Source organism: Micromonospora sp. L5, assembly GCF_000177655.2.
Lineage (GTDB): Bacteria > Actinomycetota > Actinomycetes > Mycobacteriales > Micromonosporaceae > Micromonospora > Micromonospora aurantiaca.
This window is the reverse complement of sequence record NC_014815.1, coordinates 2,557,210-2,574,904: the sequence shown is the minus strand read 5'-3', so window position 1 is coordinate 2,574,904 and position 17,695 is coordinate 2,557,210. Positions and strand designations below refer to the sequence as shown.

The following is a 17,695-nucleotide window of genomic DNA, read 5'->3' as shown; positions in this document are numbered from 1 at the left end:
GTGGGTCAGGCGGCCTGAGCCGCGGCGCCACCGGTGCCCTCGGCCGCCACGGCGGCGCGGGCCAGCTCGACGATCGCCGCGAACGCGGCGGCGTCGTTGACGGCCATGTCGGCCAGGATCTTCCGGTCGACCTCGATGCCGGCCAGGCGCAGGCCCTGGATCAGGCGGTTGTAGGTCAGGCCGTTGGCCCGGGCGCCGGCGTTGATCCGCTGGATCCAGAGCTGCCGGAAGTCGCCCTTGCGGTCGCGACGGTCCCGGTAGGAGTACTGCATCGAGTGCAGCACCTGCTCCTTGGCCTTGCGGTACAGCCGGGAGCGCTGACCGCGGTAACCGCTCGCGGTCTCCAGCAGGGTACGACGCTTCTTCTGGGCGTTCACAGCCCGCTTGACGCGTGCCATCTCAACTCCTTCTTCGGTTCAGGTGGCTCGCGTCAGCGGCCGAGCAGCTTCTTGATGCGCTTGGTGTCGGCCTTGGCCAGCTCGACGGTGCCGGTCAGCCGACGGGTCTGGGTGCTGGGCTTCTTCTCCAGGTTGTGGCGAAGGCCGGCCTGCTGGGCAACGATCTTGCCCTTGCCGGTCACCTTGACCCGCTTGCCCATACCCGTGTGGCTCTTCATCTTCGGCATTGGAACGTCTTCTCCCCTGTTACTGGCCGCTGGTCTCAGCGGTCGTGCCGGTCTCACCGGCTGCTGCGGTCTCGCCGGCCGCCGGGGTCTCGCCGGCCGGAGCGGCCGGTTCCTCCGCTGCCCGGTCGCGCGGTCCACCGCGGGACGCCGTGGCGGCGACCGCGGAGGCCTTGACGGCCCGGTGCGGAGCGAGAACCATGATCATGTTTCGGCCGTCCTGCTTCGGCGCGGCCTCGACGTATCCAAGGTCCGTGATCTCGGACTCGAGCCGGCGCAGGAGCCGGTAGCCCAGCTCCGGGCGGCTCTGCTCCCGACCGCGGAACATGATCGTCACCTTGACCTTGTCGCCGGCCTTGAGGAACCGCACCACGTGACCCTTCTTGGTCTCGTAGTCGTGCGGGTCGATCTTCGGCCGGAGCTTCATCTCCTTGATGACGGTCTGCTGCTGGTTACGCCGCGCTTCGCGCGCCTTCAGTGCGCTCTCGTACTTGAACTTGCCGAAGTCCATGAGCTTGCACACCGGCGGGCGCGCCATCGGCGCAACCTCGACCAGGTCCAGGTCGACGTCCGCGGCCAGCTGCAGGGCGCGCTCCAGCGGGACGATGCCCACCTGCTCACCCTCAGGGCCGACCAGTCGGACCTCACGTGCCCGGATCTGCTCGTTCACGCGTGGTTCGACGCTGATGGGGCCTCCTCGAGTCGAGTCTCCTACGGTGCCGACTCCGTGGGCTCCCGGGTGGGAGCCGACCCGGAAAGCAGAAGGCCCCGGCGTATGCCAGGGCCCACTCGACCGGTCGGCACGATCACAGGATCGCGCATCCGGCGTCGGGACGTGCCCGAAACCGGGGACCGGACCCGGCCACCGTGGCGGCGACTCGGGTGGGAGCGGGCGCTCCGCTTCTCGACCGCCCGCGCGTCAGGAACGGGGGCAGTCTGGTCGACTCCGCAACACTACACCCTCGGCCCAGGCCAGCCCAAACCGGGCTCGCTGGTCAGCGGGGTGCCGACTGGCCGGCGGACAGCGCCGCCAGGTGCGCCTGGTGCAGGCGGCGCAACGCGCGGACCGCCTCGACCGCGCTCTCCTTGTCGGCGGCCTGCAAGGCGACCATCGGCAGCAGGTCGTCGTCGTGCAGCTCCAGGCTGGCCCACGGGGCGCCCCTGTCGAACCGGACACCGCGGACGACCTCCCACGGCAGCTCGTACGAGCTGAACACGTTGCGCACCCGGACGCCCCTGGCGTCGGCGATCACGCGAGGGCGGGTGAACAGCAGGAAGCCGAGCGCGCCGAAGACACCCAGGCCGATCATGGCGAACTGGTCGCCGCGCTGGAACGTGCCGTAGCCGTTGCCGGTGGCGCCGGTCAGCGACGTCGCGACGAGGCTGAACACCACGATCAGCGTGACGGCCGACACCCAGCAGACGACCCGGACGCGGCGGGGTCGCACGGTCACCACGGAATCGCTCACCCGACCAGTCTGCCATCCGGTTCGGGCGCGCCTTCGGCCGCCACACGGTCCGGGCCACGCCGGCGCAGGCTGGTGACCACCACGGCGAGCAGCGTGAGCAGGGCGCCGGCCAGCACCGGCAGCCGGACACCGGGGCCGCCGGGCAGCACCAGGTCCAGCAGCAGCGCGCCACCGAGCTGCCCGGCCACCAGCGCCAGGCCGGTACGCAGCACCCCGGCGGCGCGTACCCCGACCAGCAGCGAGAGCACGATGCCGACGCCGAGCAGGCCGCCGACGTAGAGCCACCACTGGGCAGGCCAGCGGGGCTGGCTCGCGAGCGCTCCGGTCAGCGCCGCGACCGCGCCGATCAGCACTGTGCTGACCGCGAAGTTGACAGCGAGGCCGGCGGCCGGGCCGACCGAGGCGGCGACCCGGCCGTTGAGCGCGGACTGCCCCGCCACCGCCAGCCCGCCCAGGACGCAGAGCAGCACCAGCCCGACCGCCAGGTCACCGACCGGGCGGCCGAGCTGGGCGAGGGCCACCGCGCCGACGCCGAGCACCGCGCCGCCGACCCGGGGCACTGTGAGCGGCATCCGCCCGGTCGCGGCCAGCCCGGCCCGGTCCACCGCGAGGCCGCCGAGGCTGCCGCCTGCCACCTGGGCGATCGTGAACACCGCCACCCCGAGCACCGGCACCACCACCGGGGCGACCAGCACGATCACCGCGCCGCCCACCCCGCCGAGGTACGCCCACCACGGCAGCCCGGAGCGGCGCAGCCCGGCCAGCCCGGCGCGCATCGACGGCAGCGCCACGATCCCGGCCAGCACCAGCAGGCAGCCGCCGAGGTTGTTGACGACCGCGCCGAGGACCGGGGCACCGGTCCGCTCCCCCATCTCGGCGTTGACCGCGCCCTGGGCGGCCGAGGCCACGCCGCCGGCCACGACCACCGCGAGCGCGGCCGGGAGCGGCAGCGGTCTCACAGCCGGCAGGCGTGGATGTTGGTGACGAGGATCGCGCGGGCGCCCAGCTCGTACAGCTCGTCCATGATCCGGTGGACGTCGTCGCGGAGCACCATCGCCTGCACCGCGACCCAGCCCTCCCGGTGCAGCGGCGACACGGTGGGCGACTCGATGCCGGGGGTCAGCGAGCTGGCCCGGTCGAGCAGGCCGGCCGGGACGTCGTAGGCGAGCATCACGTACCGGCGGGCGACGAGCACGCCGTGCAGCCGGCGCTGCAACTGCTCCTGCTGCGCGCCGCCGGGAGCACCGGCGCGGCGGACCAGCACCGCCGAGGAGCGCAGCAGCGGCTCACCGAATACCACCAGGCCGGCCTGGCGCAGCGTCGCGCCGGTCTCCACCACGTCGGCGACCACGTCGGCCACGCCGAGGCGGATGGCGTTCTCCACCGCGCCGTCCAGGCGGATCACGTCGGCCTTGACGCCCAGCTCGGCCAGGTGCCGCTCGACCAGACCCGGGTACGCGGTGGCGATGCGGTGCCCGCCGAGCTGCTGGACGGAGGCGACGTCGTCGGGACGGGCGGCGAACCGGAAGGTGGCCCGCCCGAAGTTGAGGTCGACGATCTCCTCGGCCGGCGCGCCGGAGTCGATCAGCAGGTCGCGGCCGGTGATGCCGACGTCCAGGTCACCGGAGCCGACGTAGGTGGCGATGTCCTTGGGGCGCAGGTAGAAGAACTCGATGTCGTTGGCCTCGTCCCGGCAGACGAGGTCCTTCGGGTCGGTGCGCTGGCGGTAGCCCGCCTCGCGCAGCATCCCGGCGGCCGACTCGGCCAGGGCGCCCTTGTTGGGTACTGCGACACGCAGCATGGGAGTGCTCCTTCGTTCGATCGGATGATCAGCGGACGGGCACTCAGAGATGTCGGTAGACGTCCTTCAGTTCCAGGCCGGTGGCGAGCATCAGCACCTGCGCCTGGTAGAGCAGCTGGGAGATCTCCTCGGCGGCCCGCTCCGGGCCCTCGTGCTCGGCGGCCATCCACGACTCGGCCGCCTCCTCGACGACCTTCTTGCCGATGAAGTGCACGCCCTTGGCGAGCGCCTCGACGGTGCCCGAGCCCGGGGTGCCGGCGGCGGCCTTGGCCTGCAGCTCGGCGAACAACTCCTCGAACGTCTTCACGGAAGGCGATTCTTCCAGCCGCTCCTGGTGACGGGCCGGGTGGGTCAGGCGAAGCCGACCCGCTGGGCGGACTGGGCGTCGAGGGCGCGGACGGCCAGGGCGGCGTCCAGCGCGGCCACGGTCGCCGACCAGCCCTTGTCCTCGGCCGAGCCGGGCAGCCCGGCCCGGTCGCGGGCCTGCTCGACGGTGTCCACCGTGAGGACCCCGTGCGCCACCGGCTTGCCCTCGTCCAGCGCCACCCGGGTCAGCCCCTCGGTGACCGACTTGCAGACGTAGTCGAAGTGCGCCGTCGCGCCGCGTACCACCACGCCGAGCGCGACGACCACGTCGAAGCGGCGGGCCATCGCCTGGGCCACCACCGGCAGCTCCACCGAGCCGGCCACCCGGGCCACCACGGCGCGCGCCCCGCACGCCTGCGCGGCGGCCACCGCACGCTCGGTCATGTGGTCGGTCAGGTCGCCGTGCCACCGGGCGGCCACCACGCCCACAGTCATCCCGGCGGCGTCCACCGCGGTCACGCCCGGCTCACCGAAACCCGCCATCGCCCTACGCTCCGATCTCGTCACCGGCGACCGGGCGGCCCATCGGCGCCTCGGTCACCTCGTCCAGTCCGTCCAGCAGGTGGCCCATCCGGTCCCGCTTGGTGCGCAGGTAGCGCACGTTCTCCGGGTTGGAGCGCACCGGCAGCCCCTCCCGGCCGGTCACGGTGAGGCCGTACCCCTCCAGCCCGGCCCGCTTGGCCGGGTTGTTGGTCAGCAGCCGCATCGACCGGACGCCCAGGTCGTAGAGGATCTGCGCGCCGGTGCCGTAGTCGCGGGCGTCGGCCGGCAGGCCCAGGTCGAGGTTCGCGTCCACGGTGTCGCGGCCCTGGTCCTGGAGCTGGTACGCCTGCAGCTTGTGCAGCAGGCCGATGCCCCGGCCCTCGTGCCCGCGCACGTAGAGGACCACGCCGCGGCCCTCCTGCGCGACCCGGGCCAGCGCGGCCTGCAACTGCGGCCCGCAGTCGCAGCGCAGCGAGCCGAACACGTCGCCGGTGAGACACTCGGAGTGCACCCGCACCAGCACGTCCCGCCCGTCGCCGAGGTCACCCATGACCAGCGCGACGTGCTCGGCCGGGTCGTGCTCGGCGCGGTAGCCGAGCGCCTTGAACACGCCGTACGGGGTGGGCATCCGGGCCTCGGCGGCCAGCTCGACCTGCTTCTCGGTACGCCGCCGGTGTGCGATCAGGTCCGCGATGGTGACGAGCGTCAGCCCGTGCTCGGCGCAGAACTTCTCCATGTCCGGCAGGCGCATCATGGTGCCGTCGTCGTTCACCAGCTCGCAGAGCACCCCGGCCGGGCGCAGCCCGGCCATCCGGGTCAGGTCCACCGCCGCCTCGGTGTGCCCGGGACGGCGCAGCACCCCGCCGGCGCGGGCGCGCAGCGGCACCACGTGGCCGGGCCGGGCCAGGTCGGTCGGGCCGGTGGCGGCGTCGGCGAGCAGCCGGATGGTGTGCGACCGGTCGGCGGCCGAGATGCCGGTGCTGACGCCCTCCCGGGCGTCCACAGTCACCGTGTACGCGGTGCCGCGCCGGTCCTGGTTGGTGTGGTGCATCGGCGGCAGGTCGAGCCGGTCGCACTCGTCCTCGGTCAGCGGCACGCAGATGTAGCCGGAGGTGTACCGGACCATGAACGCGACCAGCTCCGGGGTGGCCAGCTCGGCCGCGAAGATCAGGTCGCCCTCGTTCTCGCGGTCCTCGTCGTCGACCACGACCACCGGACGCCCGGCGGCGATGTCCGCCACCGCCTGCTCGATCGAACCGAACGTGCTCATGCCACGGCCTCCGAGTACGTCGCCGGGATCGGGGCGGGCGCGGTCGCGACGGCCCGGGAGGTGCGCCACCAGCTGTACAGGCCGGCGGCGCAGAACGCGCCGTAGACCAGGTACATGGCGGCCGACGGGTAGAAGCCGCCGCGCAGCAGCAGCGGTACGCCGACCGCGTCGACGGCGATCCAGATCAGCCAGAACTCGACCCAGCCGCGGGCCATGCCGTACGTGGCGAGCAGGCTGCCGACCAGGATCCAGGCGTCCGGCAGCGGCCCCCACGAGCCGAGCGCGGCGAGCACCGGGTACGCGGCGGCGGTGCCGACGGCGGCGGCCACGAGCAGGCCGAGCCGCTCCGGCCAGGTGGCCCAGCGCGGCACCACGGCCGGCTCGTCCCCGCCACCGGCACGCCGGTTGCGCGACCAGCGCCACCAGCCGTACACGCTGACGGCGAAGAAGAAGATCTGCCGGCCGGCCTGGCCGTAGAGGTCGTGCGCCTGCGGGGTGACGAAGACACCGCCGAGGAACACGGTGAACAGCAGCGCGTTGCCGATCATGCCGACCGGCCAGGCCCAGACCACTCGGCGCAGCCCGAGCAGCGCCGAGCCGAGCCCGAAGACGTTGCCGACGATCTCCCGGACCAGCACCGGCGAGCCGGCCACCTGCACCTGGGCGTCGAGCAGCCAGCCGAGCGGGCCCATCACCGGGCACCCCCCGCGCCGCGGTCGCCGAGCAGCCGCTCGACGTACTTGGCCAGCACGTCGACCTCCAGGTTGACCGGGTCGCCGATCCGCTTCGTGCCGAGCACGGTGAGTTTCAGCGTGGTGGGGATCAGCCCGACCGAGAACCAGTCGTCGCCCGCCTCGGCGACTGTGAGCGACACGCCGTCGACGGTGATCGAGCCCTTCTCCACCACGTACCGGGCGAGCCCGGCGGGCAGCCGGAACCGCACGGTCTCCCACTGCGCGGCGGGCTCCCGGGCGACGATCTCGCCGACGCCGTCGACGTGGCCCTGCACCAGGTGCCCGCCGAGGCGGCTGTTCAGCGCGGCGGCCCGTTCCAGGTTGACCGGGTCGCCGGGGCGCAGCGCGCCGAGCGCGGTACGGCGCAGCGTCTCGCCCATCACGTCGGCGGTGAACACGCCGCCGTCGACGTCGACCACTGTGAGGCAGACGCCGTTGACGGCGATCGAGTCGCCGTGCCGGGCGTCCGAGGTGACGAGCGGGCCGCGGATGGCGACCAGCGCGGAGTCGTCGCCGGTCTCGGTGCTCCGGACGATCTCGCCCAGTTCCTCGACGATGCCGGTGAACATGTCAGCCCTCCCTCTTCCGGGGCAGCGCGGTGATCCGCAGGTCGGGACCGACCCGCGTAACGTCGGTGATCTCCAGATCGATGGCGTCGGCGATGGTGCTCACGCCCGCGTCGAGCAGCGCGGTCGGGCCGGCGCCGAGCAGCTTCGGCGCGACGTACCCGACGATCCTGTCGACCAGGCCGGCGGCGAGGAACGCGCCGGCCAGCGTCGGCCCGCCCTCCAGCAGCGCGGCCCGCACGCCCCGGTGGTGCAGCTCCGCGAGCAGCGCCGGCAGGTCGACCCGGCCGTCCGGCCCGGCGCCGACCTCCGCGGCGGTGGCGATCCACGTGCGGGCGGCGCCGTCGCGGACCCGGGCGTCGGCCGGGGTACGCCCCGAGCTGTCCACCACCACCCGCAGCGGCTGCCGGATGGCCATGGTGCCGTCGCGCAGGTTGCGGGCGGTCAGCCGGGGGTCGTCGGTGAGCACGGTGCCCACCCCGGCGAGCACCGCGTCGACGGTGCCGCGCAGCGCGTGCACGTCGATCCGGGCCGCCTCGGAGGTGATCCACATGCTGGTGCCGTCGGCGGCGGCGGAACGCCCGTCGAGCGTGGCCGCGTACTTCCAGATCACGTACGGCCAGCCGCGGCGCATCGAGGTGAGCCAGGCGACGTTGCCGGCCTCGGCCTCCTGCGCGCGTACCCCCAGGGCGACCTGGACCCCCGCGGCGCGCAGCGTGGCGGCGCCGCCGGAGGCGACCGGGTTGGGGTCGGGCACGGCGATCACCACGCGGGACACCCCGGCGGCGATGAGCGCGTGGCTGCACGGGCCGGTGCGGCCGGTGTGGTCGCAGGGTTCCAGGGTGACCACCGCGGTGCCGCCGCGGGCCCGCGTGCCGGCCTGGGCCAGCGCGACGATCTCCGCGTGCGGGCCGCCGGCGTACGCGTGGAAGCCCTCGCCGACGACCTCGCCGTCGGTGTCGAGCAGCACGCAGCCGACCACCGGGTTGGGGCTCGTGGCGCCGAGGCCCCGCGCGGCCAGTTCGATGGCACGACGCATCGCCTCGTCGACGGAGACGCTCGCCATGGCCGCCTGTCCTCCCGCTCGCCGGTCGCGCGCGGGCGGGGTTCGGGAGGAACGGCCACGAAAGCCGCGGACACGCGGCGGCGGAGAACCCGGGGACGGCGACGCCGACCCCGGGGAGCCCGCGCGGCGGCTGAGGGTGCTCAGCGGCCGGCAGGGGCCTCCCCCGTTCCGCGCGCTGTCTCCCATCCGGACTTTCTGGGGGCGGACGAGCCGCACCCCAACCGTCGGCCCCGGATTCTCACCAGGTCCACCGTCCGGCCGAAGCCGTCCGGGTCGCGGGCTTACCACGGTCGGACCGTGGATCACCGCCGGTTCGGAATTTCACCGAGCCCCGCCAGCGCGTGGTGGGTATAGGGGAAGTCTTACACGTTCCGCCCGGGCGCGCGCCACAGAGGCGAGCTACCTCACAGGACCGGTCAGGTGACGCCGCGCCGGCGGTCCACCGCCACGTACGAGCCGGGCTGGCTCTTGGCCACCGTCTTCATCTCCGAGGCCACCGCGATCGCCTCCAGCGGGTCGGTGAACCGCTTGCCGGAATCGGACAGCGACACGCCGATGGAGAGCGTGACGAGCGCGGCGCGGCGGATGTTGCCGCGCCGGTCCTTCAGCTCGACGAAGCCGCGTTCCCGGTCCGTGGCGTCGTAGAGCGCGTCGGCGGCCTTCTCGAAGTCGACGACGGCCCGGCTGGTCAGCGGCCGGACCTGGCTGGGCGCGCAGACGATGACGAAGTCGTCGCCGCCGACGTGGCCGAGGAACGCCGGCGGCAGCCCGATCGACACCACCGCCCGGTGCAGGCTGCGGGCCAGCGCCGAGATGAACTCGTCGCCGCGCACGAAGCCGTACCGGTCGTTGACGCTCTTGAACCGGTCGATGTCGATGTAGCCGACGGCGTAGTCGACGCCGTTGCGTACCCGGTCGCTGATCTCGCGCCGGATCCGGCTGTTGCCGGGCAGCCCGGTCAGCGGCGAGACCTCCCGGAACTCCTTGTTGCGCCGCAGCGTGGAGTTGACCCGGGCCACCAGTTCCAGCGTGTCGAACGGCTTGACCAGGTAGTCGTCCGCGCCGACGCTGAGCCCGTTGACCTTGTCCTGGGTCATCCCCTTGGCGGTCAGCATGATCACCGGCAGGGCCGAGGTCATCGGGTCGGCGCGCAGCCGCCGGGTCAGCTCCAGCCCGTCGATGCGCGGCATCATCAGGTCGACGACTGCGAGGTCGGGCCGCTGCCGTTCGATGACCTCCAGCGCCTCCTGGCCGTCGGCGGCGTGCAGCACCTCGAAGCCGTGCAGGCGCAGGTTGAACTCGACGAAGCGGGCGATGTCCTCGTCGTCGTCGACGACGAGGATCACGTCGGGTCGCTCGCCGGCCGGGTCCATCTCAGGCCCCGGTCATCGCGCGTTCCGCCAGGCCCCGCAGGCGGCGTACCGCCTCCGCGGGATCGTCGGCGCCGTAGACGGCGGTGCCCGCGACGAACGCGTCGGCGCCGGCCGCGGCGGCCTGCTCGATGGTGTCCGCGGCGATGCCGCCGTCGACCTCGATGCGCAGCTCCAGGTGCCCGCTGTCGACGTGCCGGCGGGCCGCGCGCACCTTGTCCAGCAGTTGCGGCAGGAAACGCTGACCGCCGAAGCCGGCCTTGATCGTCATGATCAGCAGCGTGTCGAAGCTCGGCAGCAGTTCGAGGTAGGGCTCGATCGGGGTGTCCCGGTCGATCGCCAGCCCGGCCTTCGCCCCGGCCGAGCGCAGGTCCTTGGCCAGCGCCACCGGGTCGTCGCACGCCTCGGCGTGGAACGTGACGTTGTACGCCCCGGCGTCGGCGTACCCGGGCGCCCAGCGGCGCGGGTCGGTGATCATCAGGTGCACGTCGAACGGGATCCCGGTGACGGCGCGCAGGCTCTGCACCACCGGCAGCCCGATGGTCAGGTTGGGTACGAAGTGGTTGTCCATGACGTCGACGTGCAGCCAGTCGGCGGCGGGCTCCACGGCACGGACCTCGTCGGCGAGGCGGGCGAAATCGGCGGCCAGGATGCTGGGCGCGACGATCGGCGGCGGTACGGTCACGGGGCCAGTGTACGAACGCGGTGATCCGGAGGTAGCGGCACGGCTCCCGGAGCGACCAGCGGTGATCCTTCCGTCACCCGTGGTGCACCATCCGGCCGTCCGGAGAAAAATTCGGCACGAATAGTCGCCGGTGACTGGCCGATCGATTGAAAGATGACGAAACTCCTACAGGGACGGTCACGTATGCTGCACGCCCGGGCGCGGGGGACGCCGGTCGGGCCTATGACGACCGGCTGTCATCTCTCCCGGAAGGGGCGGACGATGCGACGGTGGCTCCACGTGCTCGCGCTGGCCGGCGCCGCGACTGCGGTGCTCGCGGGTTGCGCTCAGGTGCATCGGGCCGACGGCGACCTGATCGACGACTGGGCGGCGCTGCCGGTGCCGCAACTGTTCGTCCCGGCGACCGAGGCGTGCCTGCCCCGGCTGAGCACAGTGGTGGCGGCCGCCACGTACGAGACGGTGAACTGCGCGGGCAGCCACCTGGCCGAGACCGTGCACGTCGGCCGGTTCAGCGGGCCGGCGGCGCAGGGCGTACGCCCCGAACCGGGCTCACCGGCGCTGCGGACCGCGCGCGCCGAGTGCGACCAGCGGGCCCGGGAGATGATCGGCGGGGACTGGCGCGCCGCCCGGCTCACGTTGAACATCGCGCTGCCCACCGTCACCGCCTGGACGTCCGGCGCCCGCTGGTTCCGCTGCGACCTGGCCGAGACCGACAGCATCGACAACACCCGCCCGGTCAACCGGGTCGGCAGCCTGCGGGGCGCGCTGGTCGGCGACAACCCGCTGGTGCACAGGTGCTTCGACCCGAAGCTGATCGGCCAGAACCTCAACTACATGGCCCCGGTGCTGTGCACCGAACCGCACCGGGCGGAGTTCGTCGGCGTGTACGAGGAACGCGACATGAGCTGGGCGGAGTTCACCCGGGGCGCGCCCGCCACGCACCGGCGCTGCATGACGCTCATCGCCGCGTTCGCCGAGGTGCCGGACAACGCCGAGCTGCCGTACCGGGCCGGGTCCATCTTCTACCCGCCGTCGCAGCGGGAGTGGGAGGAGGGCGACCGGGGCGTGCGCTGTTTCCTGTGGAGTGACGACCGCAAGCTGAACCGCTCGGTGCGCGGCGCCGGACCCGAGGGACTCCCGGTCACCTGAGCGGCTGCCGTATGCTGCACCGCCGAGGCGTACCGGTCGACCGGGCGGCGCCGGATGCGCGGGGGAGGTCGGTCGGGATGCGGCGATGGCGGGTGGCGGTCACAGTGGGCGCGGCGCTGGCGCTGGCGCTCGGCGGCTGTGCCGCGCCGGCCGGAGTGGACCGGGACCTGGTCGACGACTGGCCCGCGTTCGCCGCGCCGGTCGGTTTCGTGCCGCAGAGCGGGGCCTGTCATCCCACTGTCGCCGACGTCGGCTACCTCAGCGGCTACCAGCCGGTCGACTGCGCCACCCCGCACCGCACCGAGACGCTGCACGTGGGCACGATGACCGGCGCGGAGGCGGAGCGTTCCGCACCGCCGCGGACCGGCTCGGCCGGCGTGCGCGCCGCGCACGCCGACTGCGCCCGGCAGGTCACCCGGGCCGTCGGCGGGGACTGGCGCGGCGGGCGGCTACGCCTGGCGGTGGTCTTCCCCTCGGCGCTCGCGTGGTCCGGCGGGGCCCGCTGGTACCGCTGCGACGTCGCCGAGATCACCGATCTGGACGAGGGTGCCGTGGCCCAGCGCACCGGCAGTCTGCGGGGTGCGTTGAAGCCCGGCTCGAAGCTCGCGCTCGGCTGCTTCAACCCGAAGCTGAGCAAGGACGAGGTGCAGTCGATGCGGCCGGTGGCCTGCACCAGCAAGCACCACGCCGAGTTCGTCGGCGTCTACCAGGCGCCGGACATCAGCTACGCCGAGTTCGAACGCACGCCGCTGCGCACGCACAAGGCCTGCCGCGGCCTGATCGCCAAGTACGCCGGGCTGCCGAACGACGGCAACATGCAGTACCGGGCCGGCACCATCATCTACCACCCGTTCGAGGAGCAGTGGCGCGACGGTGACCGGGGCGTGCAGTGCTTCCTGTGGGTCTCCGAACGTTCGCTGACCCGGACGGTCAAGGGCGCGGGCGCGAAGGCGCTGCCGATCACGTGAGACCCGGGCGGGGCGGGCCGGCGCCCACCCCGCCCGGGACCGCTCAGCCGACCTGCAGCGTCACGTCGTCCACGACGAAGCTGGTCTGCAACGAGGAGTCCTCGACCCCGGTCCACTTCAGCGTGACCGTCTGACCGGCGTACGCGGCCAGGTTGAAGGTGCGCTGGGTGTAGCCGGTGGCCTTGTTCAGGTTCGAGTACGTGGCCAGCGTCGCCGAACCGACCTGCACTGTGAGCTTGTCGTACGCGGTCGAGGTGGTCGTCTCGGCCGAGTCGATGTGCAGCCAGAACGAGAACGTGTAGCTGCTGCACCCGGACGGCAGCGTGACCGACTGGGACAGCGTGTCGGTGCGCGAGGAGCCGTACCCGTTCATCCACGCCTTGTACGACCCGGTGCGGGCCGCCTGGCTGGAGCTGTTGGTGATCACGCCGGAGCTGGCCGTCCACGGCGTGGTGCCGGACTCGAAGCTGCTGTTGCCGATGAGCTGGCCGCCGGTGCAGCCGCCGCTGCCGCCGGTCACGGTGATCGTGTAGCTGGCGGTGCGGGTGGCCGAGCCGGTGCCGGTCACGGTGAGCGTGAACGTGCCGGTGGTGGCCGTCGACGAGGCGGTGACGGTCATGGTGGCCGAGCCGCCCGAGGTGACCGAGGACGGGCTGAAGCTCACCGAGACGCCGCTCGGAGCGCCGCTGGCGGACAGCGCCACGGTCTGCGCGCTGCCGGCGGTGGTGGCGGTGCTGACCGTGGCGGTGGTGGAGCCGCCCCGGGCGACGCTGCCGGAGGTGGGGCTCACCGAGACGGAGAAGTCGTTGGACGGCGTGCCGCCGCCGACGGCGAGCTGCCAGATCGCGTACGCCACACCGTCAGCGGCCCGGTTGAGGATGGTCGTGTTGATGTTGCTGGTGTTGTCGCAGGAGCGGTGGTAGCACCCGTCGTACGCCGCACCGGCGGTGCCGCCCCACTTGCTGGCCTGCGCCGAGCTCTTGGTGTAGCTGGCGCCCGCCGCGTAGCCGGAGGTCTGGATGCCGGCGTTGGCGAACGAGTAGTCGTCCGAGCGGCCCTGGCCCTCGGTGTTCTCCTCCGGCGAGATGCCGAACGAGTCCCAGTACGCCTTCAGCGGCGCGGCGGTGGCCGAGGTGATCCGGTTGATGAAGTAGCCGCCGTTGGGCGAGCCCACCATGTCGAAGTTGTAGTAGCCCTTGATGTAGCCGCGCTGGGTGGAGCTGAGCTGGTTGACGTAGTGCTTGGAGCCCTGGAGGCCCTGCTCCTCGCCGTTCCACCAGGCGAACCGGACCCGCTTGGTCATGGTCGGGTTCTGCGCGGCCAGCACCAGCGCGTTCTCCAGCAGCACCGACGAGCCGGAGGCGTTGTCGTTGATGCCGGGGCCCGCGGAGACGCCGTCCAGGTGGGCGCCGAACATGACGACCTGGTCGGAGGGGCCCTGCGGCCAATCGGCGATCAGGTTGTTGCCGGGGTAGGTGCAGGTGGAGCAGTTCTGCTCGGTGACCGTGTAGCCGGCGGCCTGGAGCTTGCCCTTGACGTAGTTGACCGACGCCGTGTAGCCGGCCGAGCCGGAGCGCCGGTTGCCGCCGTTGCTGGTGGCGATGGAGTTGAACTGGGTGAGGTGGGCCTGGATGTTGCTCAGGGAGACGTCCGGGGCGGCGAGGGCGGCGACGGCCGGAGCGGGGGCGGCGGCCGGAGCGGGCGCGGCGGAGGCGGTGCCGGCCAGGCTCGCCGTCGTCAGGGTGGCGACGAGGGCGAGCGCGAGGCTCGTGGTCGGCGTTCTGCGTCTCATGGAGACTCCTCGTGGGGGTTCGGCGGGCGGGGGTGCCGGGACCGGTGGTCGAAACAGTTACATGCATCGATCAAACAGTCAACGGGCTGTCACATCCCACCGGCCCCCTCTCCCCACCGGGATGCCGCACACGCTCCATCCCTCCCCATTTCTCCGCATGACGATCAAGGAGTTCGTGTCCGGGCACGGCGGCCCAGGCGACACGAACTCCTTGATCGACTGCGAGGAGAGGTGGGTCAGACCCGGCGGAGGACCGCCAGGAACATGGCGTCGGTGCCGTGGCGGTGCGGCCAGAGCTGCACAGTGGGGCCGTCACCCAGGCCCGGCATGCCGGCCGGCAGCAACGGCCGCGCGTCGACGAAGTCGACGTCGAAGCCGCACCGCCGGGCCGCCTCGGTCACCGTCACGTGCGTCTCCACCACGTGCGGCGAGCACGTCACGTACGCGACCAGGCCGCCCGGCCGGGCCGCCCGCAGCCCGGCGGTGAGCAGTTCCCGCTGCAACCGGGTCAGCGGCGGCAGGTCCGACGGCTGGCGGCGCCACCGCGACTCCGGGCGACGACGCAGCGCGCCCAGCCCGGTGCACGGCGCGTCCACGAGCACCCGGTCGAAGTGCTCCTCCGGCAGCTTCGGGTCGCTGCCCACTGTGCGCCCGTCCGTGTGCACCACAGTCACCGGCAGCCCGCGGGTGGCCTGGGCGACCAGCCGGGCCCGGTGCTCGGCCACCTCGACAGCTGTCAGCCGGGCACCACGGGTCGCGGCGAGCGCGCCGAGCAGGCCCGACTTGCCGCCCGGACCGGCGCACAGGTCCAGCCACCGGCCGTCCGGGCCGTCCAGCGGTGCCGCCACCAGCGCGTCCGCCACCAACTGGGAACCCTCGTCCTGCACGTGCGCGCGGCCGTCGGTCACCGCCGGCAGGTCACCCGGCGCGCCGCCGGGCAGGTAGACCGCGTACGGCGAGAACGCGCCGGGCGCGCCGCCCACCTCGTCGGCGAGCGCCACCGGATCGGCCAGACCCGGCCGGGCGCACAGGTGCACCGGCGGGCGCTCGTTGTCCTCGATGAGCAGCCGGGTCGTCTCGCCCATGTCGCCGCCGAGTGCCTCGGCGAACGACCGCACGATCCACTGCGGATGGCTGTACGCGAGCGCGAGGTGCCCGATCGGGTCGGTCTCCGGCGCCGGGGCGAGCTTCGCCACCCAGGCGTCGGCGTCCCGGCTGGTGATCTCCCGCAGCACCGCGTTGGCGAACCCGGTGGCGCCCGGCCCCACAGACCGGACCAGGTCCACGGTGGAGGACACCGCGGCGTGCGCGGGCACCCGGGTGTGCAGGATCTGGTACGCCCCGAGCCGCAGCGCGTCGCGCACCGGCGGGTCGATGCGCTGCACGTCCCGCCCGGCCGCGTCGGTGACGATCGCGTCGAGCGTGCCGGTGTGCCGCAGCGTGCCGTAGGTCAGCTCGGTGGCGAACGCGGCGTCCCGGCCGGTCAGCCCGGCCTCGCGCAGCATCGCCGGGAGCACCAGGTTGGCGTACGCGTCGTCGCGGTGCACCGCCGCGATCGCCTCGTACGCGATCTGCCGGGGCAGGTCGACTGCCGGACGGGCCGGACGCCCGCCCCGCCGGTCCCCACCGAACCGGTCCCCGCCCCGCCGGTCGCCGCGCTCACGGTCACCGCCGAACCGGTCGCCGGCACGCCGGTCCGCGGCGGGCCGGTCGGAGCGCTGCCGGGCGCCACGCTCACGGTCACGGTCACCGAAACGGTCGTCACCCCGGCGCTCGAAGGCGGGCCGGTCGCCGTGCTCACGCGCGTACCCCCCGGGACGCTCGCCCTCGACGGGCCGGTCCGGGCGCTGCGGCCCCGTCACGCGAACACCTCGCCGGCGGTGACCCGGGCGCCGCGCGCCCAGTCGCCGGCGGGCATGGCCTTCTTGCCTGCGGCGCGCACCTCGCCGAGGCGCACCGGCGTGGTGGCGGTGCCGACGAGCACGCCGGACTTCTCCACGTGCAGCTCCCCCGGCTTCAGCTCCGGGCCGTCGGGCAGCGGGGTGACCGGGCCGAGCTTGACCCGGTCGTCGCGGAACGTGGTCCACGGGCCGGGCGCGGGCGTGCAGGCGCGGATGCGCCGGTCCACCGCGAACGCGGGGTCGCCCCAGCGGACGCGGGCGTCCTCCACTGTGAGCTTCGGGGCGAGTGAGACCCCGTCGGCCGGCTGCGGCACGGCCCGGGCGGTGCCGGCGCCGATCGCGTCGAGGACCGCGACCAGCAGCCCGGCGCCGGAGTGCGCGAGCCGTTCCAGCAGGTCACCGGAGGTGTCGGCGGGACGGATCTCGTCGGTGACGGTGCCGTACACCGGGCCGGTGTCCAGCCCTTCCTCCAGCTCGAAGACGCTGGCCCCGGTCAGCTCGTCGCCGTGCAGCACGGCGTGCTGCACCGGCGCGGCGCCGCGCCAGGCGGGCAGCAGGGAGAAGTGCAGGTTGATCCAGCCGTGCCGGGGGATCTCCAGCGCCACCGGCGGCACCAGCGCGCCGTAGGCGACCACCGGTACGCAGTCCGGCGCCAGCTCGCGCAGCCGGTCGAGGAACTCCGGCTCACGCGGACGGGCCGGGGTGAGCACCTCGACGCCGTGCGCGTCGGCCCACGCGCCGACCGGCGAGCGGACCAGTCCCCGGCCCCGCCCGGCCGGGGCGTCGGGGCGGGTGACCACGGCGAGCAGCTCGTGCCCGGAGGCGGCGATCGCGTCCAGGGCCGGTACGGCGACAGCCGGCGTGCCGGCGAAGATCAGGCGCATCCGGGTCACCGCCCCAGGCCGAACGGGTTGCCGGCGGCGTGCGGGCTGAGCTTGACCGTCGGCGGCGCGGCCTGGTCGTACCACTCGGCCTGGCGGATCGCCTTCATGGCCTCCTTGCGGCCGGCCGCGTCGAGCCGGTCGACGAAGAGCACCCCGTCGAGGTGGTCGGTCTCGTGCTGCACGCAGCGGGCCATCAGCCCGGTGCCGACGATCTGCAACGGGTCGCCGTAGCCGTTGAAGCCCTTGGCGATCACGTTCTGCCGTCGCTTGGTGTCGAAGTAGAGCCCGGGGATGGACAGGCAGCCCTCCGGGCCGTCCTGTTCCTCGGAGTCGGGGAACTCCAGCACCGGGTTGACCAGGTGGCCGAGGACGTCGTCGACGTCGAAGGTGAACACCCGCAGGCCCACCCCGAGCTGCGGCGCGGCCAGGCCGGCGCCGCTCTGCTCGCGCATCGTGTCGGTCAGGTCGGCGATCAGCTTGCGCAGCTCGGCGTCGAAGTCGACGACCGGGTCGGCCGGCGTGCGCAGCACCGGATCGCCGAACAGACGGATGGGCTGGACGGTCACTCG

19 protein-coding genes, 1 pseudogene and 1 riboswitch are annotated in these 17,695 nt (G+C 73.4%); of the genes and pseudogenes, 2 read left to right on the top strand and 18 right to left on the bottom strand.

What is annotated here, in order from left to right; genetic code table 11:
* Positions 1-5: 5 nt before the first annotated feature.
* The 14 genes and pseudogenes from rplT to rpe form a co-directional block, all read right to left on the bottom strand.
* Complete coding sequence (gene rplT / locus ML5_RS12355) at positions 6-398, bottom strand: 50S ribosomal protein L20 (protein ID WP_013285541.1); 393 nt, start codon at positions 396-398, stop codon at positions 6-8.
* A 32-nt stretch (positions 399-430) separates the two neighbouring features.
* Positions 431-625, bottom strand: a complete 195-nt coding sequence (gene rpmI, locus ML5_RS12350) for a 50S ribosomal protein L35 (RefSeq protein ID WP_007075851.1) — start codon at positions 623-625, stop codon at positions 431-433.
* Between the two features lie 19 nt (positions 626-644).
* Positions 645-1,292, bottom strand: coding sequence for a translation initiation factor IF-3 (gene infC, locus ML5_RS12345; protein ID WP_013285540.1), 648 nt, complete (start codon positions 1,290-1,292; stop codon positions 645-647).
* A 325-nt stretch (positions 1,293-1,617) separates the two neighbouring features.
* Positions 1,618-2,091, bottom strand: coding sequence for a PH domain-containing protein (locus tag ML5_RS12340; RefSeq protein WP_030271068.1), 474 nt, complete (start codon positions 2,089-2,091; stop codon positions 1,618-1,620).
* Entirely contained in the window at positions 2,088-3,050 is a 963-nt protein-coding gene (locus ML5_RS12335) for a DMT family transporter (RefSeq protein ID WP_013474911.1), read from the bottom strand. The genes ML5_RS12340 and ML5_RS12335 overlap by 4 nt, the downstream gene beginning before the upstream one ends.
* Entirely contained in the window at positions 3,047-3,892 is an 846-nt protein-coding gene (gene hisG, locus ML5_RS12330) for an ATP phosphoribosyltransferase (protein WP_013285537.1), read from the bottom strand. Before hisG ends, ML5_RS12335 begins: the two co-directional genes overlap by 4 nt.
* 43 nt (positions 3,893-3,935) lie before the next feature.
* Complete coding sequence (locus ML5_RS12325; RefSeq protein WP_198039659.1) at positions 3,936-4,217, bottom strand: phosphoribosyl-ATP diphosphatase; 282 nt, start codon at positions 4,215-4,217, stop codon at positions 3,936-3,938.
* Positions 4,218-4,243: 26 nt separating this feature from the next.
* Complete coding sequence (ribH, locus tag ML5_RS12320; protein ID WP_013474910.1) at positions 4,244-4,741, bottom strand: 6,7-dimethyl-8-ribityllumazine synthase; 498 nt, start codon at positions 4,739-4,741, stop codon at positions 4,244-4,246.
* Between the two features lie 4 nt (positions 4,742-4,745).
* Positions 4,746-6,011 (bottom strand): bifunctional 3,4-dihydroxy-2-butanone-4-phosphate synthase/GTP cyclohydrolase II, encoded by a 1,266-nt coding sequence (locus tag ML5_RS12315; protein WP_013285534.1) that lies wholly within the window; start codon positions 6,009-6,011, stop codon positions 4,746-4,748.
* The gene (pnuC, locus tag ML5_RS12310) at positions 6,008-6,703 is read right to left on the bottom strand and encodes a nicotinamide riboside transporter PnuC (RefSeq protein WP_013474909.1); all 696 of its coding nucleotides are present in this window, start codon (positions 6,701-6,703) and stop codon (positions 6,008-6,010) included. The genes ML5_RS12315 and pnuC overlap by 4 nt, the downstream gene beginning before the upstream one ends.
* Positions 6,693-7,314: pseudogene (locus ML5_RS12305) on the bottom strand (riboflavin synthase); the annotation flags it as partial. The gene pnuC and the pseudogene ML5_RS12305, both read right to left, overlap by 11 nt.
* Before the next feature lies 1 nt (position 7,315).
* Positions 7,316-8,377, bottom strand: coding sequence for a bifunctional diaminohydroxyphosphoribosylaminopyrimidine deaminase/5-amino-6-(5-phosphoribosylamino)uracil reductase RibD (ribD, locus tag ML5_RS12300; RefSeq protein ID WP_013474908.1), 1,062 nt, complete (start codon positions 8,375-8,377; stop codon positions 7,316-7,318).
* Positions 8,378-8,547: 170 nt separating this feature from the next.
* A riboswitch (FMN riboswitch) is annotated at positions 8,548-8,720 on the bottom strand.
* Between the two features lie 73 nt (positions 8,721-8,793).
* Positions 8,794-9,750, bottom strand: coding sequence for a response regulator (locus tag ML5_RS12295; protein WP_013285530.1), 957 nt, complete (start codon positions 9,748-9,750; stop codon positions 8,794-8,796).
* A gap of 1 nt (position 9,751) precedes the next feature.
* A complete protein-coding gene (gene rpe, locus ML5_RS12290) occupies positions 9,752-10,432 on the bottom strand; it encodes a ribulose-phosphate 3-epimerase (RefSeq protein WP_013285529.1) in 681 nt (226 codons plus the stop codon).
* A gap of 261 nt (positions 10,433-10,693) precedes the next feature.
* Here rpe and ML5_RS12285 point away from each other — a divergent pair, with 261 nt between their 5' ends.
* Together ML5_RS12285 and ML5_RS12280 are read left to right on the top strand one after the other, a co-directional pair.
* Positions 10,694-11,581: a septum formation family protein gene (locus ML5_RS12285; protein ID WP_013285528.1), complete on the top strand. Its 888-nt coding sequence runs from the start codon at positions 10,694-10,696 to the stop codon at positions 11,579-11,581.
* Positions 11,582-11,658: 77 nt separating this feature from the next.
* On the top strand, positions 11,659-12,549 hold the full coding sequence (locus ML5_RS12280) for a septum formation family protein (RefSeq protein WP_013474907.1): 891 nt from the start codon (positions 11,659-11,661) through the stop codon (positions 12,547-12,549).
* Positions 12,550-12,592: 43 nt separating this feature from the next.
* Here ML5_RS12280 and ML5_RS12275 read toward each other — a convergent pair whose 3' ends face one another.
* From ML5_RS12275 to def, 4 genes are all read right to left on the bottom strand, one after another.
* Complete coding sequence (locus ML5_RS12275; protein ID WP_013474906.1) at positions 12,593-14,341, bottom strand: M28 family peptidase; 1,749 nt, start codon at positions 14,339-14,341, stop codon at positions 12,593-12,595.
* A gap of 236 nt (positions 14,342-14,577) precedes the next feature.
* The gene (locus ML5_RS12270) at positions 14,578-16,203 is read right to left on the bottom strand and encodes an RsmB/NOP family class I SAM-dependent RNA methyltransferase (RefSeq protein ID WP_013474905.1); all 1,626 of its coding nucleotides are present in this window, start codon (positions 16,201-16,203) and stop codon (positions 14,578-14,580) included.
* Positions 16,200-17,126, bottom strand: a complete 927-nt coding sequence (fmt, locus tag ML5_RS12265; RefSeq protein WP_013285524.1) for a methionyl-tRNA formyltransferase — start codon at positions 17,124-17,126, stop codon at positions 16,200-16,202. Before fmt ends, ML5_RS12270 begins: the two co-directional genes overlap by 4 nt.
* A 5-nt stretch (positions 17,127-17,131) precedes the next feature.
* On the bottom strand, positions 17,132-17,692 hold the full coding sequence (gene def / locus ML5_RS12260; RefSeq protein ID WP_013285523.1) for a peptide deformylase: 561 nt from the start codon (positions 17,690-17,692) through the stop codon (positions 17,132-17,134).
* Positions 17,693-17,695 lie beyond the last annotated feature (3 nt).